The following is a 25,706-nucleotide window of genomic DNA, read 5'->3' on the forward strand; positions in this document are numbered from 1 at the left end:
TTCTACGTAGCGCGCTTACGTAGTTGTCCGGTTGTGGCTGACGGTCTGAAAGCGAATACTACCGCCCACGACATGGCGCAATGCGTCATGCATGCGCCGGCATCCGATGGCGCACACACGCGCGGATTCGAATCCGGGCACAAAACCAAAACCATAGAACGGAGACACCGCATGAGTCGGACATCCAGTTTTGTCGTCTGGACGCTGGTCGCGCTGCTTGGCGCGTTCGCGTTTGGCACCATCGCGCTCGCGCACGGCGAGCGAATCAGCGCACTGTGGATCGTGATCTGCGCCGTGTGCGTCTATCTGATCGCGTATCGTTTCTACAGCCGCTTCATCGCGAGCACCGTGCTGCAGCTCGACGGCCTGCGCATGACGCCGGCCGTGCGCCACAACGACGGGCTCGACTTCGTGCCCACCAACAAGTACGTGCTGTTCGGCCATCACTTCGCGGCGATCGCGGGCGCGGGGCCGCTCGTCGGCCCGGTACTGGCCGCGCAAATGGGCTATATGCCCGGCATGCTGTGGATTCTCGCGGGCGTGGTGTTCGCGGGCGCCGTACAGGACTTCGTGGTGCTGTTCCTCTCCACGCGCCGCGATGGCCGCTCGCTTGGCGACCTCGTGAAGATGGAACTGGGGCCCGTGCCCGGCGTGATCGCGCTGTTCGGCACCTTCCTCATCATGATCATCATTCTCGCGGTGCTCGCGCTGATCGTGGTGAAGGCGCTGACGAACTCGCCGTGGGGCACGTTCACCGTGGCCGCGACGATTCCCATCGCGATCTTCATGGGCCTCTATGTGCGTTACATCCGCCCGGGCAGGATCGGCGAGATTTCGATCATTGGTTTCGTCCTGCTGATGGCTTCCATCGCCTTCGGCCAGCACGTGCATGATTCGCCCACGCTCGCAGCCTGGTTCACGTTCACGGGCACGCAGCTCACGTGGATTCTGATCGGCTACGGCTTTGTCGCTTCAGTGCTGCCGGTGTGGCTGCTGCTCGCGCCGCGCGACTATCTCTCGACGTTCCTGAAGATCGGCACGATCCTCGCGCTCGCGATCGGCATTCTGATCGTCGCGCCGGAGCTGAAGATGCCGGCCTTCACGAAGTTCATCGACGGCACGGGTCCGGTCTGGTCGGGCAACCTGTTCCCGTTCCTCTTCATCACGATCGCGTGCGGTTCGGTGTCGGGCTTCCATGCGCTGATCTCGTCGGGCACGACGCCCAAGCTGCTCGATAACGAAACCAACGCGCGCTTCATCGGTTACGGCGCGATGCTGATGGAATCGTTCGTCGCGATCATGGCGCTTGTCGCCGCATCGGTGATCGAGCCGGGCGTGTACTTCGCGATGAACGCGCCGCTCGCCGTGCTTGGCACGACGCCGGACGCCGTCGCCCAAACCGTGGGCCACTGGGGCTTCGTGCTCACGCCGGAAATGCTCACGCACACCGCGCAGGCCGTAGGCGAGACGACCATCGTCGCGCGCGCGGGCGGCGCGCCCACGCTGGCCGTGGGCATGGCGCAGATCCTGCACCAGGTAGTGGGCGGCGAAGCGATGATGGCGTTCTGGTATCACTTCGCCATCCTCTTCGAAGCGCTCTTCATCCTGACCGCCGTCGACGCGGGCACGCGCGCGGGCCGCTTTATGCTGCAAGACCTGCTCGGCACGTTCCATCCGTCGCTCAAGCGCACGGAGTCGCTGCCGGCCAACCTGATCGCCACCGGCTTGTGCGTGGCCGCGTGGGGCTACTTCCTCTATCAAGGCGTGGTCGATCCCCTCGGGGGCATCAACACGCTGTGGCCGCTCTTCGGGATCTCGAACCAGATGCTCGCCGGTATCGCGCTGATGCTTGCAACCGTCGTGCTCTTCAAGATGAAGCGCGAGAAGTTCGCATGGGTGACCGCAGTGCCGACGCTCTGGCTGCTTATCTGCACGCTGACTGCGGGCTGGCAGAAGATTTTCGACAGCAACCCGAAGGTGAGCTTCGTCGCGCACGCACAGAAGCTTTCGGCGGCGATCGCGGAAGGCAAGATCGTCGCGCCCGCGAAGTCGCTCGAGCAGATGCAGCGCATGGTCTTCAACGACTACGTGGACGCCGCGCTTTCGGGCCTCTTCATTTTCGTGGTGGTGAGCATTGTCGTGTACGGCCTGATCGCGATTGCGCGCGCACGCCGCATCGACCGCCCGACTGTGCAGGAAACGCCGTACCAGGCGATGCCGGCTGGCGGCGCGGCCGTCGCGACGAATCGCGTCCATTGAATCGACGTTACGCTACTGAACGGAGCACACCATGTTCTCGGGACTTCGCGACAACGTACAAACGGCTGGGCGCTATCTCGGCCAGGCCATGCGTTTGATGGTCGGTTTGCCCGACTATGAGGGCTACGTCGCGCATATGCGCGCGACGCATCCCGACCGCCCGGTGATGACCTACGAAGAGTTCTTCCGCGAGCGGCAAAACGCCCGATATGGCGCGGGCGCGGGCAAGTGTTGCTAATGCCTGACTGAGCGGACACGGTCAAAGCAAGGCGCGACGGCGAAGGCCGTCGCGCCTTTTTTTACGCCTGTAATCTGTGCGGTTCGGGGCGATATAAAAAAGCACTCAATTCTCGCAGTGCGGCTGCCGTTAACTTTTACGAGGCTCCGCAACAATGCGGCGCATGACGCCCGCACATGCGTCGCACACGGATTCGAATCGTCTGGCATCGGACTGCGTTTTCGCCGAGCTGGTGACATTGCATCTTCAACACTCACACCGTAAGGTGTACGAATCAAATCTTTCATGATCTTGCATCGAATTGGCGCAGCAATGCTTGCGGCCGCCCTCACCGCAACGGTTACGCCTGTTTGCGAAGCGCAATACACCACCGACTGGATTGCGAACACCTACGGCGCCAACGCGACGCACGTGGGCAACGTGGCCCGCTCGATGTGGGTCGCGCCCGAAGGCGTGATCTATACGTCGTCGATGTGGGATGAAAACGAAGGCGGCGTGGCGATCTACCAGAACGGCCAGAGCCTCGGCTCGATTGGCGGGCACGGCGACTTCCAGGGCGGCGCGATCACGGGCAACGCAACCTCGCTGTTCGTCGCGATGCAGTACAACACGACATATGGCAGCGGCAACGTCGGGCGATACAACCGCGCGAGCGGCGCGCGCGACCTGCTCATCGCCGTGAGCGCCGATACGACCGAAAAGCTCGCCGATGTCATCACCGGACTTGCGACCTCCGGCGCACTGCTCTATGCAAGCGATTTCCCCGGCAACCGCGTGCGCGTGTACACCACGGATGGCGTCTGGCAGCGCGACATCAGCGTGACGGGTCCGGGCGCGCTGGCGCTCGACGCGAGCGGCAATCTCTGGGTCGCGCAAAAAAGCGCGGGCGCCGTACTCGAATTCAGTGCAGGTGGCCAACTCCTGAACACGATCCAGTTGGCGTCCGCTGCCCGGCCGTCGTCGCTGTACTTCGATTCGCAGACCTCACAGTTGATGATCGGCGACTCGGGTCCCGACATGAACATCAAGAACTTCAGCGTGACAGGCACGCCCTCTCAAACCGGCACGTTCGGCATTCAGGGCGGCTATCTCGACACGACCAAAGGCATCAAGGGGCAGGTGGGCGACAAGCGCTTTACGCGCGTGGTCGGTATCGGCAAGGATTCCGCGGGCACGTTGTACGTGCTGAACAATCCGTGGGGCGGCTCGTGGGACCTCGGCCGCAACGGCGGCACCGATCTGCACGCTTACGATGGCACCGGCACGCTGCGCTGGAAGCTCCAGTCGCTCAACTTCGAAGGCAATGCAGCGCCGGATCCGGGCACCGATGGCGCGACGTTCTACGGCGGCATGAACCTCTATTCAGGCACGGCTGGCGGCACCTTCGTGGCCAACACCATCGATCCGTTCACGTATCCATCCGATCCGCGCATCAATCTCGCAGACACCGCGCGCGGCGAGCATTTCGCGCAAGTGGCGAGCGTGGGTGGACAGCGCATTCTCGTGGCCGCCGGTCAGAACTCCGATACGTTCTACTTCTTCCACTTCAATGCAGCGAGCGGCTATATCGCCATTCCCGATTACACGCTGCCGGGGTCGGCGTTCAATACGGCGGCGCCGGTGCGAAACGGCTTTTGCCTCGACAGCCGGGGCGACCTGTGGGTGGGCCTCGACAAGACCAACGTCATTTCCCACTACCCGTTGACTGGCTTCGACTCGACCGGCAAGCCGCTCTGGGGCGCCGCGCTCACCACGCCGATTCCCGCCACGATCTCGCGGCTCACGCGCATCGTCTACCTGCCCGAAAGCGACACGATGATACTCACGGGAGAAGACGCCAGCATTACCGACTGGACTGCGGTCGGCACGCGCGTCGAGGTGTATCACGGCTGGCTTGCTGGCAACACGAGCGCGCCGAATCCGGTGATTACGCTCACGAGTGCGAATCCCAAGTCGATTGCAGCCGCCGGTAACTATCTGTTCGTGGGCTACGTGCACACCGTGCCCAACATCGATGCCTTCAACCTCACCACCGGCGCGATCGACACGACGCTAATCAATAGCAATCCGAATGCGGTGTACGTGGGCAACGATGTGGATTCGATGTATGGCCTGCGTGCGTATCTGCGCTCGACTGGCGAGTATGTCGTGACGAAGGACAACTACAACGCCGCGAGCGCCGTGGTGTATCGATGGACACCGTCAGTGGCGAGCGCGAGCGCGGCGGCGGCAACGGTATTGCCGTTTTAGCCCGGAGTGAGGCGTGAAAGGCGCAACAGGTGCCGAGTCTGTCGCGCGGCTTTATTGCGCATCGTCTTCGGCCTCGTGCAAATGCGCGTTCTTCAGGTCCTCCAGAAACGCCCGAACGATCGGGCTATGCCGATTGCGCTTTTGCGTGACCACATGAAACGTGACCTCATAGCTGAGCTGTTTCGGATTGAGCGCGACGAGCAAGCCACGCTGCACATGCGGCGCCGCAAACTGCTGAGGCAGGTAGCCGAGATGGTGTCCGGACAGAATCAGCAGCGCAACGGCCTCCATGTTGTCGGCCTGCGCGGTGACCTTGTTTTGCGTAGTCGAATGCTGGGCCTCGGGCGTGGGATACGTGCGCCATACCCATTCGAATTCCGCAGCCTCTAGCGGATCGAGTTTCCCTGCGCGTTCGAACAGCGGATGCCCGCGCCCGCAATACGCGATCTGCCGCTCGATGAAAAGCGGCGTGTATTCGAGCGTCGGCACGCGGTGCCAGAAATAGCCGACCGCAATCTGCGTCTCGCCATTGAGCAACTGCTCCTCCAGTTCGCCCGGCGACTTCACCGAAATCGAAAAGCGCACCGCTTCGTCACGTTGCCGGAACGAAGCGATCGCCTCGCTGATGCGCGCGTTCTGGCTGGTCGGCGTATGGCCGATCAAGCCGATGCTCAATGTCCCCACGAGCTTGCGGTCCAGGTGCCGCGCCCTGAGCGTGAAGTCTTCGGCGGCGGCGAGCAGCGTGGTCGCCAGTTCGTAAAGGCGCGCCCCTTTTTCCGTCAGCTTGAAACCGCTGCGCCCGCGCTCGCAGAGCCGGTAGCCGAGCCGCGTTTCGAGCGTCGAAAGTTGTGCGCTGATGGTGGGCTGGCTCACGTTCAGCGTGGTCTGCGCAATGCTCACGCCGCCGGCGTCCGCCACGGCAACGAAGACGCGCAGCAGGCGCAGGTCGAGATCGGTCAGGCTGCCGAGCATGGATTCTCCGGGGTTTTCATCGAAACATAGATAGGAATCTATGTTAACAGCGGCCGAATCGTTATTCATCTTTGGCCGATGCGCGCTTACAACTGCGGCTATGGCCGTTTCGAATGATACGGCACGGTAAATGAAAGTGGAGAGCCGTAATGTCTGATCAATACTTCCAGCCGCTCAGCGGCAATGCCATGCCCCGCTGCGGCGGGATCGCGACGATGATGCGTTTGCCGCAGGTCGAGAACGCGTCCGGCCTCGATGCCTGCTTCGTGGGCGTGCCGTTCGATCTCGGCACCTCGAACCGCACCGGCGCGCGCTTCGGCCCGCGTCAGGTTCGCTCGGAGTCCGTGCTGCTGCGCCCGTACAACATGGCGACGCGCGCGGCGCCGTTCGATTCGCTGCGCGTGGCCGACATCGGCGACGTCGCGACGAATCCCTACAATCTCGCCGATTCGATCACACGCATCGAAGCCGCCTACGACGCGATCCTCGAACATGACTGCCGCCCGATCTCGCTCGGCGGCGATCACACGATCACGCTGCCGATCCTGCGAGCGATCCATCGCAAGCATGGTCGCGTGGGCCTCATCCATGTGGACGCGCACGCCGACGTCAACGACACGATGTTCGGCGAAAAGATCGCGCACGGCACGCCGTTTCGCCGCGCCGTGGAGGAAGGGTTGCTCGACTGCGATCGTGTCGTGCAGATCGGATTGCGCGGTACCGGCTACGAGGCCGAGGACTTCGACTGGTGCCGCCAGCAAGGCTTCAAGGTCGTGCAGGCCGAGGAATGCTGGAACCGTTCGCTGGCGCCGCTGATGGAAGAGGTGCGCGCGCGCGTGCAGGGCGGTCCGGTCTACGTGAGCTTCGACATCGACGGCATCGATCCCGCCTACGCGCCGGGCACCGGCACGCCGGAGATCGCCGGGCTGACCGTGCCGCAGGCGCTCGAGATCATCCGCGGTTCGTGGGGGCTCGATATCGTCGGTGCGGACCTCGTGGAAGTGGCTCCGCCGTACGACCCGTTCGGCACCACGGCGCTGCTCGGGGCCAATCTCGCGTTCGAATTGCTTTGCGTGTTGCCGGGCGTGAAGCGCCGCGACTGAGCGGCCGCGCCCCGCCACCCGAACACATTACGAAAATCTGGAGACAAGCAGCATGAATGCCCACGAAAGCGCTGGCCTCGCGGCCGAGACGGCTGGCCTCGAAATCGAGAGCCGGTCGATCGACTACATTCCCGAACGCGAGCGTCACGCGAAACTCAGCAGCCAGGGTCCGTTCTGGTTCCTCGGCAATTTCCACTTCTTCACCATCTCCATCGGCTTCGTTGGGCCGAGCATGGGCCTTTCCGCCGGTTGGACCACGCTGGGCGGCGCACTCGGCATCATGTTCGGCACGATCTTCATGGCGTTCCACGGCTCGCAGGGCCCGGAGATGGGTCTGCCGCAGATGATCCAGTCGCGCGCCCAGTTCGGCTATCGCGGCGTCGCGCTCGCGCTGCTTGCCACGCTCTTCGTGTTCGTCGGCTTCAACGTCGTGAACATCTCGCTGATCATGGACGGCCTGAAGAACGTGTTCGGCGTGAATCCTTCTGTGGTGGCGATCGTCGCGGCAGTCGCGGGCGGCGCGCTCGCGATCTACGGTCACGACGTCATGCACAAGGCGTTCAAGTGGGCGCTGATCGCGACGCTGCCGCTTTATGCGCTCGTCACGATTGCGCTTGCGTTCGGCGCGGGCAAGGGTGCCGCTCCCATTGCTGCCGCGGCATCGGGCGCGGGCGTGCACCTCGGCTTCAACTGGGTCGCGTTCCTCACGCAGTTCGCCATTGGCGCGAGCTACAACATCTCGTACGCGCCGTATGTTTCGGACTACTCGCGCTATCTGCCGAAGCACACGAGCCGCGCGAAGCTGATCTCCGCGATTTTCCTCGGCGCCTCGCTCTCGGGCGCCTGGATGATCGGTCTTGGCGCGTGGCTCGCGCAGCAACTGAAGGCGTCCGATGCGCTCGTTGCGCTCAATCAGGTCGGCGCTTCGCTGTTCCCTGGCTGCGGCAGCCTGCTCGTCATTGTTTCCGTGGCGGGCTTCCTGCCGATCATCGCGCTCAATACCTATAGCGCGATGCTCACGCTGCTCACGGGCGTCGACTCGTTCCGCAAGATCAAGCCCACGCGCCGCGCCCGCATTGGCGCGGTGATGACCATCAGCGCGATCCTGCTGGCGTGCACGCTGTCGATCAAGGGCAACGGCGTGGCGCTGCTGAACACGTTCCTCGTGCTGATGCTGTACTTCCTCGTGCCGTGGACCGCCGTGAATCTCGTCGATTACTTCTTCGTGCGCAAGGGGCGTTACGCGATCTCGCACTTCTTCACGCCGAAGGGCATCTACGGCGCGTGGCAGATGCGAGGGATTGCCGCGTATCTGATCGGCTTCGCAGCGATGATTCCGTTCTTCGCCATCGTCGATAACGAGTCGGGCAAGGAGATTTTCGTGGGTTACTTCGCTCACCTGATGGACGGCATCGATCTCGCGTGGCTCGTCGGGCTGATCGTTGCGGGCGCGAGCTACTACGTGCTGAGCCGTTCGCTCGACCTGCGCGCGGAAGAGAAGGTAATTCGCACCATCAAGGAAAGCGACATCGTTGCGATGGCGCGGCAGTCAGCGGGGCATTGAAGGGCGTGCGGCGCGTGAATCTGCGCCGCAAAAAAACAAAGGGCGCAACGGTCAAAACCGTTGCGCCCTTTTCGCTTACTGAACGCGCGAAGCGTATTAAAGCGTATTAGCTAGCCGCGACCGTAGCCGGCTTCTTCGTCTTGGCCGCGTTCTTGATCTCTTCGAGCTTGATCTCGACGTGACGCGAGAACACGTACTCAGCCGGACGTTGCCCATCCAGCGAAATATCCTTCGCGAATGCGCCTTGCGTGCGCGGACCCGTAAGCGCGACGCGCGCCGCCTTGAGCGGGTGCGCCACCGTGTCCATCACGGCGGTTGCCTCGAAGCCGCAGTGGACCATGCAGTCCGCGCACTTTTCGTACTTGCCCGTGCCGTACTTGTCCCAGTCGGTGGTTTCCATCAGCTCCTTGAAGGTCTTCACATAACCTTCGCCGACCAGATAGCAAGGCTTTTGCCAGCCGAACACCGTGCGCGCCGGGTTGCCCCACGGCGTGCATTGGTACGTCTGGTTGCCCGCCAGGAAGTCGAGGAACAGGCTCGACTGGCTGAACGACCACTTCTTGCCGTTGTTGCCGCGCTTGAAGATCTCGCGGAACAGGTTCTTCGTCTTCTCGCGGTTCAGGAAGTGCTGCTGGTCCGGCGCGCGCTCATAGGCATAGCCCGGCGAAACCGTGATGCCATCGACGCCGATCTCGCCGACCGTGTCGAAGAACTTCGCCACGCGCTCGGGTTGAGCGTCGTTGAACAGCGTGCAGTTGATGTTCACGCGGAAACCGCGGCGCTTCGCTTCCTTGATGGCCGCGACGGCCTTGTCGTAGACGCCTTCCTGCGAAACCGAGTGATCGTGCGCTTCGCGGTCGCCATCCAGGTGCACCGACCAGACGAAGTACGGGTTCGGCTCGTAGTCGTCCATCTTCTTTTCCATGAGCAGCGCGTTCGTGCAGAGATACACGAACTTCTTGCGCGCCATGATGCCCTTCACGATCTGCGGCATTTCCTTGTGCAGCAGCGGCTCGCCGCCTGCGATGGAAACGACCGGCGCGCCGCACTCATCGACGGCTTCGAGGCATTCCTGGAGCGACAGGCGCTGGTTCAGGATGGGGTCCGGATAGTCGATCTTGCCGCAGCCATTGCAGGCGAGATTGCAGCGGAACAGCGGTTCGAGCATGAGCGCGAGCGGATAGCGCTTGTTGCCGCTGAAATGCTGGCGAAAGATGTACGAGCCAACGCGGACTTTTTGTAGCAGCGGAATAGACAAAGCGTGTCCTCCTTAAACTTCGCGTGCGACGAGCGGTTGCAAGAGCTTCGACGGCAGCTTGAATTCGACTTTTTCTTCACGGCCCGCCATCGTCGACACCTCGACAGGCCCTAACGCGCGAAGCGCGTCAATGACGTTCTCAACCATTTCTTCAGGCGCCGATGCGCCGGCCGTGATGCCGACCGTTTGCACGTTGGCGAACCACTCGGACTTCACTTCCGAGCCGTCGGCCACGAGATAGCTCGGCACACCCGTTTCGCTGCCGATTTCGCGCAGACGATTCGAGTTCGAACTGTTCGTTGCGCCTACCACGAGCAGAACGTCCACCTGATCAGACAATTCGCGCACCGCGGCCTGCCGGTTCTGCGTCGCGTAGCAGATGTCGCGCGTGTCCGGCCCGACGATGTCGGAGAACCGCGCGAGCAGCGCGTCGATGATGCCGCGCGTGTCGTCCACCGAAAGGGTGGTTTGCGTCACGTACGCGAGCGGTGCATCGAGCGGCAGATCGAGCTTCGAAACATCGGCTTCGCTCTGCACGAGCAACACGGTGCCGGGAATCTGGCCGATCGTGCCTTCCACTTCAGGGTGACCGGCATGGCCGATCAGGATCAGCGTGCGGCCCGCCGCGACGTACTGGCGGCCCTGCACATGAACCTTCGTGACGAGCGGGCAGGTGGCGTCGAGCACGTCGAGGTCGCGTTCCTCGGCGGCGCGTTCCACGGTCTTGGCCACGCCGTGGGCGCTGAAAATCGCCACGGCGCCTTCCGGCACTTCGTCGAGTTCCTCCACGAAACGCGCGCCCTTGTTGCGCAGGTTCTCGACCACATGACGGTTGTGGACGATTTCATGGCGCACGTAGACCGGCGCGCCGTGCTTCTGCAGTGCGCGATCGACGATTTCGATAGCGCGGACAACCCCCGCGCAAAAGCCGCGGGGTTGGGCAAGGATCACTCGCATAGGGTGGCGAACTCCGACTGCCGCAGTAGGCGAGCGAATCGGTAAAAATGACCTGATCGCCGGCGGCTGTCTAATTATTAAGGGTGCAAAAATCCGCCAAAGGGGTGACGGAGTAAAAACTAGACGCGCATTTTAACCCCTTCGCCTTTCGTTTGCTGTGCGGAGCACTCGCGGGTGCTGCGTGCACGCGACGGTGGCGCCCGGGCCGCGTCTATTTTTTCCGGAAAAGCCTGCTACGCAGCGCTTCTGCAGTATGCGTCATGGCCTGCGCAAGCGCGTCGCGCACGCCGCAAAGGACGACGCCCGAAGCCGGCGTCCCGGCGTTGCGCGGTGCAACATACCCCGGGAACCCTTAAAATATCGCGTCCTGCGGGCTGCCTGGATGGCGCCCGGGGATACGACCCCATTCTGGACGCCTTGATGGAACCCGACCACTACGACGATTTTCCGGTAGCACGCGTACTGCTGCCGAAGGCGCTGCGCGCGCCTGTCGGCGTGATCTACCACGTTGCGCGCACGCTCGACGACATCGCAGACGAAGGCGACTGGAGCCCCGAAGAGCGCCACATGCGCCTCGCCGATTTTCGCGAAGGCCTGAACGCGGTGGCCGAAGGCCGCCCGGCGCGCGTCCATCCCATGCTGTTCGCGAAGCTCGCGGAGGTGGTGCGCGAGTGCCGCCTGCCGCTCGCGCCGTTTTACGATCTCGTCGCCGCGTTCGATCAGGATATCGACACGACACGTTATGCCGACCGCTTCGAGCTGCTGGATTTTTGCCGGCGCTCGGCGAACCCGGTCGGCCATCTGATGCTGCATCTGATCCACGAAGCGACGCCCGAAAATCTCGCCGATTCCGACGCGATCTGCACCGCCTTGCAGCTCGTCACCTTCTTGCAGGACGTGAGCGCCGACTTTGCGCGCGGCCGCATTTACCTGCCGCTAGCCGACCGGGAGCGCTTTGGCGTGACCGAAGCGCAGATTGCCGCCGGCAAGGTGGACGACGCCTGGCGCGCGCTGATGGCGCACGAAGTGGCGCGCGCCCGGGCGCTGATGGTGAGCGGCGCGCCGCTCGCGCTGCGCGTGCCAGGGCGCTTCGGTCTTGAGTTGTGCAGCGTCGTGCATGGCGGACTGCGCGTGCTCGAAATCATCGAGCGCGGCGGCTACGATGTGTTCCGCGCGCGGCCTGCGCTGCGCGCCCCCGACTGGGCCGTGGTGCTCCTGCGCACGGCGGCCATGTGGCTGTCGCGCCGCGTGGGCGTGAACGCACCTTCGATCGAGAGTAACAACGCATGACTACGACTATCCTGTTTGCCGTCTCCTGTCTCTCGCTGCTGATCTGGCTCGTGCTGATGTTCGGGCGCGGCGGTTTCTGGCGCGCCCGCCCGGCCGCACCGCTGCCGATCGTCGAGCCCGCGGCCGGCTGGCCTGCGGCGTGCGCGGTGGTGCCGGCGCGCAACGAGGCCGACGCGATCGGCGAGGCCGTCAGCTCGCTGCTCCAGCAGGACTACGGCGGCGAGTTTCACGTGATCGTGATCGACGACCACAGCACCGATGGCACCGCCGAAGCCGCCCGCGCCGCCGCGCTCGCGCTGCAGTGCCCGGAAAAGCTCAGCGTGATTACGGCCAAGCCGTTGCCGGCGGGCTGGTCGGGCAAGGTTTGGGCGCAGTCGCAGGGCATCGAGGCCGTGCGTACGCTCAAGCTGCCGGCGGACTACCTGCTTCTGACCGACGCCGACATCGGCCATCCGCCCGACGCGCTCGCGCAACTCGTGGTGCGCGCGCAGGCCGAAGGCCGCGACCTCGTCTCGCTGATGGTGCGGCTGCGCTGCGATTCCTTCTGGGAAAAGGCGCTGATCCCCGCGTTCGTGTTCTTCTTCGCGAAGCTCTACCCGTTCTCGTGGGTCAACAACCCGAAGAACCGCACGGCGGCCGCGGCTGGCGGCTGCATGCTGGTGCGTCGTGAGGCGCTCGAAGAGGCGGGCGGCATCGAGTCGATCCGCGCCGAACTGATCGACGACTGCAGCCTGGCCGCGCGGATCAAGCATCGTGGCGAGGGGCATCATCCGATCCGGCTCGACGTTGCCGCGAAGAGCGTGTCGCTGCGCCCGTACGATTCGTGGAAGGACATCTGGAACATGATCGCGCGCACGGCGTTCACGCAGCTGCATTACTCGGCGTGGCAACTCGCGGGCACGCTGCTCGGCATGACGATCATCTATCTCGCGCCGCCCGTGGTTGCGCTCGTGCTCGGGCCGAAGGGCTGGCCCGCGTGGATCGCCTGGGCGCTGATGTGCTGCGCCTACTCGCCGATGCTTGCCTACTACCGGCGCTCGCCGCTGTGGGCGCCGTTCCTGCCGCTCGTTGCGCTGTTCTACGTAGGAGCGACGTTCGCTTCGGCCTGGCGCTTCTGGCGGGGCAAGGGCGGACAGTGGAAGGCGCGCGTGCAGGCGCCGGTGCAGGGGCGCTAAGGGCCTGCACAAAGGGCTAGCAAATGAAAAAGCCGTCGGTTTCGACGGCTTTTTCGTTTCATCGATCTCTGCGCGCGCGTTAGCGCTGCGTGAGCATCATGTACATCTGCACAGCGATGTCGGGCGAGAACGTGAACGGCACCCACCCGTGGCCCGTGTGGCGCAGCACCAGCAGGCGGTCGCCGTTGGATTGTTTCTGCACGGCCATCATCGGATTCTTCGTCGATGCGAAACGCCAGCCTTGCGGAATGCCCGGCGGCGGTTCGGGCTGCATCGAGGCGCGCGCGTTCGACAACTCCTCGATCATCTGGCCGACTTGCAGCGCGTTGAGCGTCACCGTCTGGCCGCCGATCGTCAGCGTGATCTCGTTCTGCGACGGGCGCGCAACGTGCAGTTCGGGCTGCGCGGGCGCAGCCTTGGCCGCCTCGGCAGCGGGTTCGATGGCTTCGGCGGTTTCGGTCACGGTTGCAATTGCAGTTTCAGCGGCTTCAACGGTTTCTGCGGCCGCGCCGGCGTTGGCAGCATAGGTAGCATCCGCGGCCGTATCGACGGCAACGGTTTGCGGCTGCTCAGCGACGGCTTCCTCCGCTTCGCTGCTTGCAACGGGAGATTCCTGCTGGGGAACTGCGGCGGCGCGTTCATCGGCGCGCGGTGCGTGCGCGGCGGCGGCGGCCTGAAGGAGCTGATCGACGCCCGCTTCGAGCACGCCAATCTGGTCTTGAAGATTCATGCGAGCTTCTCAGGTAAGACCCGCGATTCTACCCGCAGCTCACACGCATTGCCCTTCAGGCGTTGTACGCATGTCGCAAGAAAAGTTGTAACAGTTTCCTCAGCTTGGCTCATTTCGCGCTCATTTTGTATTGAGGTATCCCGCTTCGCGGAACCAGGCGAGCGCATCCTTCAAGCCCTCGCGATACGGCCGCGCGCGATAACCCAGCTCGCGCTCCGCCTTCGCCGACGTGAAATACATCTTGTTTTTCGACATCTTGAGTGCATCGACGGTCACGAACGGCTCGCGCTTCGTGAAACGCGCGACGGCTTCCGCGCCCATCGCAAGCGGATAGAGCGGCCAGCGCGGCAGCGCGATCGTAGGCGGTTTGCGGCCCACCATGCCGGCGATGTCGGTGAGCATCTGCTGCAGGGGCAAATTCTCCCCGCCGAGGATATAGCGCTCGCCAATGCGCCCGCGCTCCAGCGCGAGGAAGTGGCCGTTCGCCACGTCATCGACGTGCGCGAGGTTCAGGCCGGTGTCGACGAAGGCGGGGATCTTGCCCGTTGCCGCTTCGACGATGATGCGGCCCGTGGGCGTCGGTTTCACGTCGCGCGGGCCGATCGGCGTGGAGGGGTTGACGATCACGGCGGGCAGGCCGTCGCGCTCGATCATGCGCTCCACGGCGCGCTCGGATAGCACCTTGCTGCGCTTGTACACGCCGATGGCCTGCTCGGGAGTGAGCGGCGAGGTTTCATCGGCGGAGTTGCCCGAGCTCGTGACCTTGAGCGTGGCCACGCTGCTCGTATAGACGATGCGCTCTACGCCCGCGTCGAGCGCCGCGCGCATGGTGGCTTCGGCGCCTTCGAGGTTGGCCCGCTCGATTTCGTGCGGATCGGGCGCCCAAAGGCGATAGTCGGCGGCGACGTGGAAGAGGTAGCGCACGCCGTCGAGCGCCCGGCGCATGGAGGCGGCGTCGCGCATGTCGCCGGTGACGATCTCGGCGTCGAGCGCTTCGAGGTTCTTGCGCGGGCTCGTCGCGCGCACCAGCAGGCGCACGGCATAGCCCTTTTCCTGCGCGATGCGGGCGACGGCCGAGCCGACGAAGCCGGACGCGCCGGTGATCAGGACGAGATCGCGGTTGGCTCGGGAGGTGTCGGTCATTGCGGGGTCGTTTCCATGTTCAGTGACGGCGCCGCGTGCGCGGCGTGGCACGGATTGTACGTGGCGCGGACCCGGCGCGTGAGCGTGTTGGCGTCTACAATGCCGACCGTAACGGATGCATGGAGAAACGAACAATGAGCGAACCGGATCTGGATACGCGCCTCGAAACGTACTACGTGCGCGTGCGCGGGACGGTGCAGGGCGTGGGTTTTCGTCACGCGACGGTGCGCCAGGCGCACGCGCTGCGCATTCGCGGCTACGTCGCGAACATGGAGGACGGCTCGGTCGAAGCCGTGATCCAGGGCACAGCGAACCAGGTGGACCGCATGCTTTCGTGGCTGCGCCACGGGCCGCCGGCCGCACGCGTGAGTTCAGTGGAAAGCGAAGAGCGCTTGACCGAAAAACGTTACGAACGCTTCGAGCAGCACTGAAAATCGCCCGATAAAAAAGCGGTGCGCCAGGCAACTGGCGCACCGCTTTTTCGTTTCAGACGCCGCTTACTTCACGGCGAGCAGGCTCTCCGCGAATCCCCAATCTTTTTCGACCCACTGACGCGCGCATTCGAAACCCGCGTCGGCGGCGATCGCCGGGATTTCGTCGGCGTGGTACTTGTGGCTGCTCTCGGTCCAGATCGTCTCGCCTGCACCGATCTCGACGGCGAGATTCGCCGCGCGCACCTCGGCGTGCACATCGCGCTTCGCGCGCAGATGCATCTCGATGCTGCGCACGTCCGGATTGAAGCGCGCGACGTGCTCGAAGTCGCGCAGGTCGAAGTCGGCGTCCAGCTCGCGGTTGATGCGCGCAAGCAGGTTCAGGTTGAACGCGGCCGTGGCGCCGATGGCGTCGTCGTAGGCGGCGATCAGCGTATCGACGGGCTTTACCAGGTCGGTGCCGAGCAGGAGCGTGTCGCCGGGGCGCAGCATCGCGCGGATGTCGCGCAAGAAGCGCGTGGCCGCAAGGCGCGCGAAGTTGCCGATCGTGCTGCCGAGAAAGAGCACGAGCAGTTGCTCGCCTTCTTTGCGCTGGCGGCTCACCTCGGATAGACCGGCGAGATAGTCGCGCTCGTAACCGACGATCGAAATGCGCTCGATATCGGCCAGCTCACGACGGCATAGCTGCAGGGCGGCACGCGAGATCTCGATCGGGTAGTACGACGTTGGGCGCTTGCGGCACAACGCTTCGAGAATGCGGCGCGTCTTGCGGCCGCTGCCGCTGCCGAGTTCGGCGACCTTCACGTCGGCGGGCAGCGCCTCGACGATCTCGCCCGCGTAGCGCGTGAGCAGACGCTCCTCGCTGCGCGTGACGCCGTATTCAGGCAGCACGGTGATGACCTCGAAGAGGGCCGAGCCGACTTCGTCATACAAATATTTCGACGGCAATTCCTTTTGCGGCGAGCGCATCAATCCCGCGCGCACCTCGGCGGCGAACGTGCTGGCGGCGGGGGAAAGGGCGAATGCGCGGGCGGGGTCGGCAACGGCGGGGCGGGGCGCAGAAAGTGGCATGCGGGCTCCAGGGGGCGTTGGACGTTGGGGACGGCGTCGTGAATCGCGGCGGCCGGCGAAAGCGTGGCGCTCCGGGACAAGCGAGGCGCGGCTCCAGCGGCCCCGGTGAAATCTCGCTCGCCGAAGCGAATTGCAGCCGCGAATTCCAACCGGTTAAGGCGACGCGGGCTGGCGTGGCGAGACTTACGTTCTAGTCCATCGTTGCGTGATCTGCCGGACTAAATTGATCGGCCTGCACCTGGCCAGCAAGCGCGCACGGCATGTGCCCGCCTTGTCTGGCATGGGTTTGCGCCGCCTGCCGGCGTCAAAACGCGACTAGAATGCGGTCTCGCCGATGGCAACGCCCGCCCACGCCTTATTCAATAGCCAATTCAAATGACAACGTCTTTACCCGCGCGCGTGGAATTAACGCGCCGCGCCGCTTGCGATCTCTGCGTTTTCGCTTTTTGTCCCCGCGCGTCCCGATGAACCAGTACGAACCCAGGCGCGGCATTGCGCTCTCCGTGGGCGCTTCAGCGTTGTTCGCGCTGATGTCGGCCTACACGCTCCTGCTCGCGCCGCTCGGCGGCCTCGACATTTTTGCGTGGCGCGTGATCTGGACCGCGCCCGGCGCGCTGGCCCTGCTGGTGCTGCGCAAGCGCGCGCCGCAGTTGCGCGCGCTCGTCGCCCGCATGTCGCGTGAGCCGCGCACCGCGCTCGCACTGGTGGCGAGCGCCGCGCTGCTGGGCTCGCAACTGTGGGTGTTTCTGTGGGCGCCGCTGCACGGACGCATGCTGGAGGTGTCGCTCGGCTACTTCCTGTTGCCGCTCATCATGGTTCTGGTGGGGCGCTTTTACTATCACGAGCGCCTCGAACCGCTGCAATGGCTCGCCGTGGCGTGCGCCGCCGTGGGCGTGGCACACGAGCTATGGGCTACGCACGCGTTCTCCTGGCCCACGCTGCTCGTCGCGTTTGGCTATCCGCCGTATTTCGTGCTGCGCCGCAAGATTCACGCGGATTCGCTCGTCACCTTTGCCGTGGAGATGCTGCTGCTCGTGCCGGTGGCGCTGATCGAAGTGCGCGCGGGCGGCTCGCTCGCGCTGCTCGACGCGCACAAGTTTCTCGCCTTCGTGCTGCTGCCCGGGCTCGGCGTGCTCAGCACGGTCGCGCTCGCGTCGTACCTGAAGGCGAGCCGGCTGCTGCCGATGGCGCTCTTCGGCATCCTCGGCTATGTCGAGCCGGTGCTCCTCGTGATCGTTTCGGTAACACTGCTGGGCGAGCATCTCGGCATGCGCCAGCTCGGGACTTACGTGCCGATCTGGCTCGCCGTCGCGCTCACGGCGGTCCACGCGGCGCGGCTCATCCGGTTCGAACGCTGAGGGTCTTTCAACGGCGCTGCTACTGCCGCGCTTCCTGAGCGCGCGGTGGATTGATGCGCGTCGGTCCCACCTTTGCCTCGATAGCCGCACGCAGCTGGGGTCGCCAGCCGATGCTGAACAGCGCTTCGGCGAGCACGAAAAGCGGGCCGATCAAGAGGCCGATGAGATCGTCGACGAAGGCCGGTTTGCGATGCTCCCACGCAATGTGCCCGACGAACTGGAAGATCCAGCCGACCACGAACAGCCCCACGCCGCCGGCGAGCCACGCGGCGGTGCCTTGCTGCGCGAGCCACGCGCCGAACGCCACGCACGCGGCGCTGACGACCGCCATCATGAGGCCGAGCGGCACGTCCAGCACGAGGTAGTAAATCGTCGAGGCGCCGAACAGCAGCCACGCAGGCGACACCGGAACCGGCAGCCAGAGCGCGATCGCAGGACGCGAAAGCAGCACCGCAAGCGCGAGCACGATGAGCGGAATGCCGACGAAATGGGTGCCGATGTTGCGCGCGTCGCGGTGATAAGCCGCGTACTGGGTGAGTTGCTCGGTCAGGTTTCTCATGGGTGTCTCTCTGTCTCCAAAATCATTATGATCGTCGGGCTCACGAGCGCAAACCTTCGGCTAGCCGACAATTGCGCCGCTTTGTGCGGGCCGCCTGGCTCGCCTCGCCTGCTTGCCGAGCCCCGATGACCTCACGTTCCTCCTCGCCAGCCACAGCCAGTTCACCGTCCGCCGCCGCGCTCGAACGCAGCGCGTGGTTTCGCGGCGCGCCCGAACCGTTACGCGCCGCGCTGCGCGCAGCGGGGCGCGTGCGCACGCTTAAGGCGGGCGAGCGCCTCTTCATGCGCGGCGACGCCGACGACGGCCTCTACTGCGTGCTGGAAGGCTCGGTGCGCGTGGGGGCGGCGAGCGTGGCAGGCCGCGAGGCGCTGCTCGCCGTGGTCGGGCCTGCGCACTGGTTCGGCGAGATCGCGCTCTTCGACGGCGGCGCGCGCACGCACGACGCCTACGCCGAGCGCGACGCCACGCTCTTTCACGTGCCGCGCGCGGCGCTCGTGGCGCTGCTCGACGCCACGCCTGCGTACTGGCACGCGTTTGGACTGCTGCTCGCGCAAAAGCTGCGGCTAGCGTTCGACGCCATCGAGGAAAGCGCGCTGCTCGGCGCTTCCGCGCGCGTGGCGCGCCGTTTGCTGCTGCTCTCGAACGAGTACGGGGAGGCCGCCGCCACGCACGGCGCGTCGCACTCGCGCGTCGTGATCAACGTGCCGCAGGAGGACCTCGCGCTGATGCTCGCGCTCTCTCGGCAAACGGTGAACCAGATCCTGCGCCAGTTCGAGCGCGAGGGCTTGCTCGTGTTGCGCTACGGCGAAATCGAGATCGTCGATGCCGCGGGTCTGGCGACACAAGCGCGGTGACGCCAACGTATCTGCGTCAATGCAAGTCCATATCGATACACGTTGATGAATTACGTCAATATCGTAAACGGCGCTTGCGCTGCGTTTGCCGCCACATCGCGTTTGCGCCGACAATGACGCCCGTTCGGCGCGCCCAGGCGCGTCGCCTTTCCCTTCCTCGCATGGCTTAGATCGCTTCATGAACGACCGCGTCGTCGCCGCATTCGACTTTGATGGCACCATCACCACGTCCGACAGCTTTCGCGCCTTCATGCTCGACGCCGCCGGCCCCGCTAGCTTCGCTGCCGCCGCGCTGCGCTGCCTGCCCGGGCTCATCGGCGTGCCGCTCGGCTGGTCGCCGCGCGGGCCGACCAAGGCGCGCTTCCTGTACGCCGCCATGGGGCCGGTGCGGCGCGAGGTGCTCGAAGCCGCTGCGCAGCGCTTCGTCGAGCGGCGTCTGCCCGCGCTGCTGCGCCCCGAGATGCTCGCGCGCGTGGCTGAGCACCAGGCGCTCGGGCACGAGGTCGTGCTCGTGAGCGCGTCACCGTCGATCTATCTGCGGATGTGGGCCAAGTCGATCGGCATCGGCACCGTGCTGTCGAGCGAACTCGAATGGCGCGACGGCGTGTACACGGGGCATCTAGCGGGCAATAACTGCTGGGGCCCGGAGAAGGTCGCACGGCTGCGCGCATGGTGGGGGAAGGATGCACCCGCCACGCTCTACGCTTATGGCGACAGCCGCGGCGACAAGGAAATGGCCGAGCTTGCGCAGTACGCGTGGATACGCGGCGAGTCGGCGTTGCCGCCGCTTGCGGCGGCTGGCGGCTTCGGCGCGGCGTGAACTGCCCGTCGCGCTGCGCCGGCGCGAGATCGACGCTAACCTAGCGCAACTAACCAGGACGAACGGAGGAGACACACCGATGAACGGACAATGGACCCAGGTGAAGTCGCACGACGGCGGCGAATTTCGCGCCTACACGGCGCTGCCGCCCGAGGGTAGCGGCCCTGGCCTCGTGCTGCTGCAGGAGATCTTCGGCGTCAACGGCTACATGCGCGCGCTTGCCGACCGCTACGCCGAAGAAGGCTACGTCGTGATGGTGCCGGACCTGTTCTGGCGTCTGGAGCCGAACGTCGATCTCGGCTACGAGGGCGCCGACGCGCAAAAGGCGTTCTCGCTCTATGAGCGCTTCGACGTCGACCTCGCGATGCAGGACGTGGCGCAAACGCTCGCCGCGTTGCGCGCGCATGCGCAGCATCGCGGCAAGGTCGGCGTGGTGGGTTTTTGCCTCGGCGGCAAGCTCGCGTACCTGAGCGCCACGCGCACCGATGTCGATTGCGCGATCGGCTATTACGCCGTGGGCCTCGAAAACAATCTGGACGAAGCCGCGCGCATCACGTGCCCGCTCATGCTGCATTTCGGCGCCGACGACGCCCATTGCGACGCCGCGACGCGCGAGCGCATCACGCAGGCGCTGGCGGGCAAGCCTGGCGTCGAGCTGTATACGTACCCGGGCTGCGATCACGCGTTCGCTTCGTCTTCGCGCTCGACGTACGACAAGCCGGCCACGATGATGGCGTACTCGCGCACGCTCGCCATGCTGCGCCGCGTGCTCGGCCCGATCTACGACTTCAACGCGCTGTGGGAAGAGCACTGTTACCACGAGTTCGTCGCGCGCAACCCGAGCGACGTGATGCCGACGATGGTCGCGCAGCCCTACGTCAACCACATTCCCACGATGACGGGCGGTGTGGGCCACGACGAACTCAAGCGCTTCTACACGCACCACTTCGTGCATTCGAACCCGGAGGACACGCGCCTGATCCCGATCTCCCGCACGATTGGCTCGGACCGCGTGGTGGACGAGTTCATCTTCTGCTGCACGCACGACCGCGAAATCGACTGGCTGCTGCCGGGCCTCGCGCCCACGGGCAAATACTTCGAAGTGCCGATGCTTGCTGTGATCTGCTTTCGCGGCAACAAGCTCTATAACGAGCACATCTACTGGGACCAGGCTTCGGTGCTCGTGCAGATCGGCGCGATCGATCCCACCGGCCTGCCGATCGCGGGCGCGCAAAGCGCGAAGAAGCTGCTCGACGAAACGCTGCCCTCGAACACGCTCATGGCGCGCGCCTGGCGCGAGAGCGAAGGCAAACCGTTCTAGCGCGTGCTTCGCCTAAGCGTGGTCAATTGAACGGATTGTCGACGACGCCGGGCTTCTGGTCCGGCTCGTCGGCGACCTTAGCGGGCAGGTGCGGGTCGGCCTGCAGTTTCTTCACGACGTCGTCGAGCGCCGCCTTCAGCGCCAGTGCGGCGGCGAGGCCGCGCTTGTCGCGCGTGAACTCGAGCGTGCCGGCGAGCGTCACGCGCGTCGTGCCGTTCGTGAGCGTGAGTGCGTCGCCTTGTACGTTGAGCACGTCGTTGTCGTTTGCGTATGAGTCGAACACCGTTTGATCCTCCTTCTGCATGACGGGGGCGCGCCCGGGTAGTGGCGCGATGTGGCGGGCCGAATTATAGGAAGCCGAGCCCCCACCTTCAATTCTCTTCGTCGATTCCTGTCTGCCGCTTCGTCTTTTCTGCCTAAATATGAGGCGGACTTGTCACGTCGATGTCAAAGCCACGCGCAGGCACGCCGCACGCGCTGATTCAGGTCAACTCGCTCGCGCTAAACCACGGCATCCGCAGGCAAACCAACGATGATGACGCACCCGCGCGCAGGCGCGGCCGATCTGCCTCAGTGCGAGCAAGGAGTCATCGATGGGAATTCTGGATAAGGTATCTGAAAACGCGGGAGCGGACACGGCGGACAACGCCGATCCGCAGGCCTGACGATGCGCGGCCAGCATCGAGGGGCCACGCGACGCGCCGAGGCCTTGCGCATCGCGGTCGGCGCGACGTTCGCGTTGGCCATCACGCTTGAATTCACATTGAGCGGTTGCACGATCACGCCGTGGCGTACCGCGCAAAGCGACGAGGCCGGGACGGCCGCGGACACCGGCGTCACGACGACCGCCGTGCCGCCTCCGGCCGTTGCCGCTTCGGCGTTGCCCGCCAGTGGTGCCGCGGCCGGGACCAGCCCGTCCGGCTTTTATCGCGTGAAGTCCGGCGACACGCTCTATCGCATTGCGAAAGCCTCAGGCCAGCGCCCCGCCGACCTCGTGAGCTGGAACAAGCTGCCCGCCGACGGAAAGGTCCAGGTAGGGCAACTCTTGCGAGTCGCGCCGCCCGCGGCCGCCACCGCCACCGCCACCGCGCCGGTGAGTACGACTGCGAAGCCTTCCGCCGCGCAATCGGCCAAGGCGGCAACCACGCCCGCAACCGCAACGGCCACCGCAGCGAGCGCGCCACCCGCCGCCACACCGAAATCCGCCGCCACGCGCAGCAACGCCCGTTTCATCTGGCCGATCGAGGGCAGCGTTGCGCAGCCCTTCAAGGGCAAATCGAAGGGTGTGGTGATCGCTGGGCCGCCCGACCAACAGGTGAAAGCAGCAGCATCGGGCCGCGTGGTCTATGCCGGGAGTGGCATGAAGGCGTACGGCAAGCTCGTCATCGTGAAGCACGACGTGCGTCTGGTCACGGCCTACGGCCGCAACGCCAGGCTGCTCGTGAAGGAGGGCGACGCGGTGAAGCAGGGCCAGGCGATTGCCGTGAGCGGCACGGATGGCGCCGGCATCTCCGCCCTCATGTTCGAGGTGCGCGAGAACGGCAAACCTACCGATCCGCTCGCCTGGTTGCCAAAGGCGCCCCAATAATTACGAAGGATACCGAATCAAGATGAAGAGAAGGGAATTTCTCGCTGGCTCGCTGGCCATTGCCGGGTGGCTCGCGGCGAGCGCGGGCTGCACGACGACCTCCAGTTCCGTCGATGCCGATCCCGCCACGGAGAATGCCGTTGCGCGCCGCGAGATCGACACGGGTGTCGATGAAACTCTCGCACGCCTTTATCGCACCGTGCCGGGCGCGCGCGAACTCATTGCCAAAGCGCGTGGCGTGCTCGTGTTTCCGGAAGTCGTGGGCGCGGGTTTCGTGATCGGCGCCGAATATGGACGCGGCGCGCTGCGCGTGGAGGGCCGCACGCTCGGCTACTTCTCGACGATGGGCGGCTCGTTCGGCGCCCAGATCGGCGCGCAGTCGCGCGCCATCGTTTATGCGTTCATGACGCGCTCCTCTCTCGACCGCTTCAAGCGCAGCAGCGGATGGAGAGCGGGCGCGGACGCCACCGTCGCGCTCGTAAAAATGGGCGCCAACGGCAAAATCGATACCTCGACGGCGGTGAACCCCATCGAAGCCTTCGTGTTGACGAACGGCGGCCTCATGGCGGGCGTTTCGCTGGAGGGCTCGAAAGTCTCGCGGCTCGATATCTAGCGCTTCAAACGCGCCGCTGCCGCCTTAGCCGCCTACCAGCCCCATTTGCTCACCGCAAACCCGCGGCCGTTGAACGAGACCTTTTCCTTGGCCGCCACATCCGCCGGAATGCCCGGGAACGCAATGCCGCTCTGCGCTTCGAGATCGCGCACCGAGCGTACGTCATAGCGATCGACAGCCGTATTGTCGGCGACGATGGCGAACGCGAGCTGCTGCGAAGGCACGTACACGACCTTGAAGATCTGCGTCGGGACGAGCACGCGCGTCGCGCCAATGGTCTGCAGCTGTGCGCCCGTGAAGAGCGGGCCGGTCACGACATACGCGTCGCCATACTTCGATGCGAGCTTGCGTACGGCGGTTTCGATGTGCGCCCAGAGGCGCTGGTTGTTCTCGCGATTCTGCGGAACGATGTTGGCGAGTGAAAACGATTCCGCCATCGCCTGTGCATTCCAGCGGTTGCCTGCCGGGCTCATGTGGCCCCGGTCGAAACCGCTGCGCTTGTAGTCGGCGAGTGTCGCGCCTTCACCTTCGGGCAGACGGTCGTCTTCGAAAAAGCGGTTCGTGCGCGTCATGTCCTTGGCGGCTTCGAGGTGATCGCGCGTGAGATGCTCGGCGGACCACAGCGGACCGTGCGTAACGCCCGAATGCAGCACGACGAAATCCGAGTAGCAAAGCATGCGCGTTTTGGGCGCCATGCGTTGATTCGTGAGCGTCGGAAACTGGCCGTTGGGTACGAACTGCGAACAGGCAGGCGCGGCGTAAGCATGGCTGGCGGCGGCGAGCAGCAGGGAGGAAATCAGTGAGGCGAACAGCTTCTTCATCGAGGGGACTGGCTGGACTGGGGTGGGATCAAGCGGGCTGAAAGTATAGCGGGCGCATGCAGGCGGGAGGAAAGCGCGGCGCAAAAAAACGCGCGCCCGCGGATGGGCGGGCGCAAGCGAGAAATGATGCACAAGCAGATGCAATGAGCGCGGCAGCGTTGCGTTGCTGCGCGAGGAGCGAGGCGGCAAATGATGCCGCCTGCATTCAATCGACTACGTCATTAACGACAACTCAGCCCGCAAAAAGCGAATGCTCGGCGCGGACCATCTGGCGGTCCACGGCCTGGAGCCGCCATTGGCCTTCCATCGGCGAATGCGAGGTTTCACACGACCATGTCGCGTCGCCGTGTGCGGAACTGATTTCCTGGCGGCGGTTCACATGCAGACCGCGTAGCGTGCACAGCGGCTCGTTTTCGAGCGGCGCGCATAACGACGTGACACCATTCACGTCGCGTAATTCACCCCATTCTGGCAGGTCGATCCCTTCGTGAGACTCGCGGGACCAGCGTTGCTGGTCGGTGTCGAGCCAGAGCACTGCATAGTCGTGATTGACGGTCGGATCGGAACCGTTGATCAGGATCGTAAGTCGCATGGCATCTCCGCAAAATTGATCGGGGGCGTCGGCAATTTAAAAGTCTAGGACGACTCCGCGCGCGCGCAAAGTGAAGAGTGCAGGACAGATCGTCGCGCGCACCGCGCGTGCCTGGACCGGCCCCGTTTATGCAGTGTCGTGCCCGCGTAAACCCGCCTACGCTATCGCGGGGATTGAAATTCACAATTGGGAACGCAAACGCCACAGCCTAGATTGATAGTGCGGCGAAGTCGCCCGCGCATGCTGCATTGCACGAAGGCGAACTGCGTCGCGTCCCCACATATCAGGTCGAACGATGGAGGCACAGATGGCACAGCTAAAGGGCTCGAAGACGGAACAGAACCTCAAGGATGCATTTGCCGGCGAATCACAGGCCAACCGCCGTTATCTGTATTTCGCAGCCAAGGCCGACGTAGAAGGACAAAATGATGTCGCGGCGCTGTTTCGCTCGACCGCCGAAGGCGAAACCGGCCACGCGCACGGTCACCTCGAATATCTGGAAGCGGTAGGCGACCCGGCAACCGGGCTGCCGTTCGGCAGTTCGCGCCTGAATCTGCAAGCAGCGATTGCGGGCGAAACGCACGAATACACCGACATGTATCCCGGCATGGCCAAGGTCGCGCGCGACGAAGGCTTCGACGAGATCGCGAACTGGTTCGAGACGCTCGCCAAGGCCGAGCGCAGCCACGCCAACCGTTATACGAAGGCGCTGGAGGTTCTGGCGGACTGAGCATCGCCG

Annotated in this window: 25 protein-coding genes; 15 read left to right on the forward strand and 10 right to left on the reverse strand. The window is 64.6% G+C overall.

Annotated features, from left to right (window positions below; all coding sequences use genetic code 11):
• Nucleotides 1–171: 171 nt before the first annotated feature.
• From L0U83_RS14470 to L0U83_RS14480, 3 genes are all read left to right on the forward strand, one after another.
• Entirely contained in the window at nt 172–2,259 is a 2,088-nt protein-coding gene (locus L0U83_RS14470; RefSeq protein ID WP_233884009.1) for a carbon starvation CstA family protein, read from the forward strand.
• A 31-nt stretch (nt 2,260–2,290) separates the two neighbouring features.
• Entirely contained in the window at nt 2,291–2,497 is a 207-nt protein-coding gene (locus L0U83_RS14475; protein WP_233884010.1) for a YbdD/YjiX family protein, read from the forward strand.
• A 285-nt stretch (nt 2,498–2,782) separates the two neighbouring features.
• Nucleotides 2,783–4,747, forward strand: coding sequence for an SMP-30/gluconolactonase/LRE family protein (locus L0U83_RS14480; protein ID WP_233884012.1), 1,965 nt, complete (start codon nt 2,783–2,785; stop codon nt 4,745–4,747).
• 51 nt (nt 4,748–4,798) lie between these two features.
• Here the strand turns inward: L0U83_RS14480 and L0U83_RS14485 are convergent, their stop codons facing one another.
• Nucleotides 4,799–5,719 (reverse strand): LysR family transcriptional regulator, encoded by a 921-nt coding sequence (locus L0U83_RS14485; RefSeq protein WP_233884013.1) that lies wholly within the window; start codon nt 5,717–5,719, stop codon nt 4,799–4,801.
• A 149-nt stretch (nt 5,720–5,868) separates the two neighbouring features.
• On the opposite strand from L0U83_RS14485, the gene speB reads away from it, so the two are divergent.
• Nucleotides 5,869–6,822, forward strand: coding sequence for an agmatinase (gene speB, locus L0U83_RS14490; protein ID WP_201699513.1), 954 nt, complete (start codon nt 5,869–5,871; stop codon nt 6,820–6,822).
• A 52-nt stretch (nt 6,823–6,874) separates the two neighbouring features.
• Nucleotides 6,875–8,386 (forward strand): purine-cytosine permease family protein, encoded by a 1,512-nt coding sequence (locus tag L0U83_RS14495; protein ID WP_233884016.1) that lies wholly within the window; start codon nt 6,875–6,877, stop codon nt 8,384–8,386.
• Between the two features lie 106 nt (nt 8,387–8,492).
• On the opposite strand, the gene hpnH is transcribed toward L0U83_RS14495, so the two are convergent.
• Entirely contained in the window at nt 8,493–9,644 is a 1,152-nt protein-coding gene (gene hpnH, locus L0U83_RS14500; RefSeq protein WP_233884025.1) for an adenosyl-hopene transferase HpnH, read from the reverse strand.
• Between the two features lie 12 nt (nt 9,645–9,656).
• Entirely contained in the window at nt 9,657–10,601 is a 945-nt protein-coding gene (gene ispH, locus L0U83_RS14505; RefSeq protein WP_158760806.1) for a 4-hydroxy-3-methylbut-2-enyl diphosphate reductase, read from the reverse strand.
• A gap of 420 nt (nt 10,602–11,021) precedes the next feature.
• Here ispH and hpnC point away from each other — a divergent pair, with 420 nt between their 5' ends.
• A complete protein-coding gene (hpnC, locus tag L0U83_RS14510; RefSeq protein WP_233884027.1) occupies nt 11,022–11,891 on the forward strand; it encodes a squalene synthase HpnC in 870 nt (289 codons plus the stop codon).
• Complete coding sequence (locus L0U83_RS14515) at nt 11,888–13,066, forward strand: glycosyltransferase (protein WP_233884030.1); 1,179 nt, start codon at nt 11,888–11,890, stop codon at nt 13,064–13,066. Before hpnC ends, L0U83_RS14515 begins: the two co-directional genes overlap by 4 nt.
• Before the next feature lie 79 nt (nt 13,067–13,145).
• Here L0U83_RS14515 and L0U83_RS14520 read toward each other — a convergent pair whose 3' ends face one another.
• Nucleotides 13,146–13,796: a hypothetical protein gene (locus tag L0U83_RS14520; RefSeq protein WP_233884033.1), complete on the reverse strand. Its 651-nt coding sequence runs from the start codon at nt 13,794–13,796 to the stop codon at nt 13,146–13,148.
• Between the two features lie 120 nt (nt 13,797–13,916).
• On the reverse strand, nt 13,917–14,939 hold the full coding sequence (gene hpnA / locus L0U83_RS14525; protein ID WP_233884035.1) for a hopanoid-associated sugar epimerase: 1,023 nt from the start codon (nt 14,937–14,939) through the stop codon (nt 13,917–13,919).
• A 134-nt stretch (nt 14,940–15,073) separates the two neighbouring features.
• On the opposite strand from hpnA, the gene L0U83_RS14530 reads away from it, so the two are divergent.
• Nucleotides 15,074–15,370 carry an acylphosphatase gene (locus L0U83_RS14530; RefSeq protein WP_233884037.1) on the forward strand — a complete coding sequence of 99 codons (297 nt, stop codon included), beginning with the start codon at nt 15,074–15,076 and terminating at the stop codon, nt 15,368–15,370.
• 66 nt (nt 15,371–15,436) lie between these two features.
• On the opposite strand, the gene egtD is transcribed toward L0U83_RS14530, so the two are convergent.
• Nucleotides 15,437–16,441: an L-histidine N(alpha)-methyltransferase gene (egtD, locus tag L0U83_RS14535; protein ID WP_308445042.1), complete on the reverse strand. Its 1,005-nt coding sequence runs from the start codon at nt 16,439–16,441 to the stop codon at nt 15,437–15,439.
• Between the two features lie 464 nt (nt 16,442–16,905).
• Between egtD and rarD the strand changes: the two genes are divergently transcribed.
• Complete coding sequence (gene rarD / locus L0U83_RS14540) at nt 16,906–17,799, forward strand: EamA family transporter RarD (RefSeq protein ID WP_233884041.1); 894 nt, start codon at nt 16,906–16,908, stop codon at nt 17,797–17,799.
• A 19-nt stretch (nt 17,800–17,818) separates the two neighbouring features.
• On the opposite strand, the gene L0U83_RS14545 is transcribed toward rarD, so the two are convergent.
• Nucleotides 17,819–18,358 (reverse strand): Mpo1 family 2-hydroxy fatty acid dioxygenase, encoded by a 540-nt coding sequence (locus tag L0U83_RS14545; protein WP_233884044.1) that lies wholly within the window; start codon nt 18,356–18,358, stop codon nt 17,819–17,821.
• A gap of 125 nt (nt 18,359–18,483) precedes the next feature.
• On the opposite strand from L0U83_RS14545, the gene L0U83_RS14550 reads away from it, so the two are divergent.
• From L0U83_RS14550 to L0U83_RS14560, 3 genes are all read left to right on the forward strand, one after another.
• Nucleotides 18,484–19,212: a Crp/Fnr family transcriptional regulator gene (locus tag L0U83_RS14550; RefSeq protein ID WP_233884045.1), complete on the forward strand. Its 729-nt coding sequence runs from the start codon at nt 18,484–18,486 to the stop codon at nt 19,210–19,212.
• A gap of 178 nt (nt 19,213–19,390) precedes the next feature.
• Complete coding sequence (locus L0U83_RS14555) at nt 19,391–20,032, forward strand: HAD family hydrolase (protein ID WP_233884047.1); 642 nt, start codon at nt 19,391–19,393, stop codon at nt 20,030–20,032.
• Nucleotides 20,033–20,111: 79 nt separating this feature from the next.
• Entirely contained in the window at nt 20,112–21,353 is a 1,242-nt protein-coding gene (locus L0U83_RS14560) for a dienelactone hydrolase family protein (RefSeq protein ID WP_233884050.1), read from the forward strand.
• A 22-nt stretch (nt 21,354–21,375) separates the two neighbouring features.
• On the opposite strand, the gene L0U83_RS14565 is transcribed toward L0U83_RS14560, so the two are convergent.
• Complete coding sequence (locus L0U83_RS14565) at nt 21,376–21,636, reverse strand: hypothetical protein (protein ID WP_233886519.1); 261 nt, start codon at nt 21,634–21,636, stop codon at nt 21,376–21,378.
• Nucleotides 21,637–22,020: 384 nt separating this feature from the next.
• Between L0U83_RS14565 and L0U83_RS14570 the strand changes: the two genes are divergently transcribed.
• Both L0U83_RS14570 and L0U83_RS14575 read left to right on the forward strand, forming a co-directional pair.
• Nucleotides 22,021–22,941, forward strand: a complete 921-nt coding sequence (locus L0U83_RS14570; protein WP_233884051.1) for a M23 family metallopeptidase — start codon at nt 22,021–22,023, stop codon at nt 22,939–22,941.
• 22 nt (nt 22,942–22,963) lie between these two features.
• The gene (locus L0U83_RS14575) at nt 22,964–23,554 is read left to right on the forward strand and encodes a BPSL1445 family SYLF domain-containing lipoprotein (protein WP_233884052.1); all 591 of its coding nucleotides are present in this window, start codon (nt 22,964–22,966) and stop codon (nt 23,552–23,554) included.
• A gap of 32 nt (nt 23,555–23,586) precedes the next feature.
• On the opposite strand, the gene L0U83_RS14580 is transcribed toward L0U83_RS14575, so the two are convergent.
• Nucleotides 23,587–24,375: a DNA/RNA non-specific endonuclease gene (locus L0U83_RS14580; RefSeq protein ID WP_233884056.1), complete on the reverse strand. Its 789-nt coding sequence runs from the start codon at nt 24,373–24,375 to the stop codon at nt 23,587–23,589.
• Nucleotides 24,376–24,607: 232 nt separating this feature from the next.
• A complete protein-coding gene (locus L0U83_RS14585) occupies nt 24,608–24,967 on the reverse strand; it encodes a DUF3564 domain-containing protein (protein WP_042268533.1) in 360 nt (119 codons plus the stop codon).
• A 307-nt stretch (nt 24,968–25,274) separates the two neighbouring features.
• Here L0U83_RS14585 and L0U83_RS14590 point away from each other — a divergent pair, with 307 nt between their 5' ends.
• Complete coding sequence (locus L0U83_RS14590; protein WP_224013186.1) at nt 25,275–25,697, forward strand: rubrerythrin family protein; 423 nt, start codon at nt 25,275–25,277, stop codon at nt 25,695–25,697.
• The last annotated feature ends 9 nt before the right edge of the window (nt 25,698–25,706 follow it).

Origin of the sequence: Paraburkholderia flagellata (genome assembly GCF_021390645.1) — a bacterium.
GTDB lineage: Bacteria > Pseudomonadota > Gammaproteobacteria > Burkholderiales > Burkholderiaceae > Paraburkholderia > Paraburkholderia flagellata.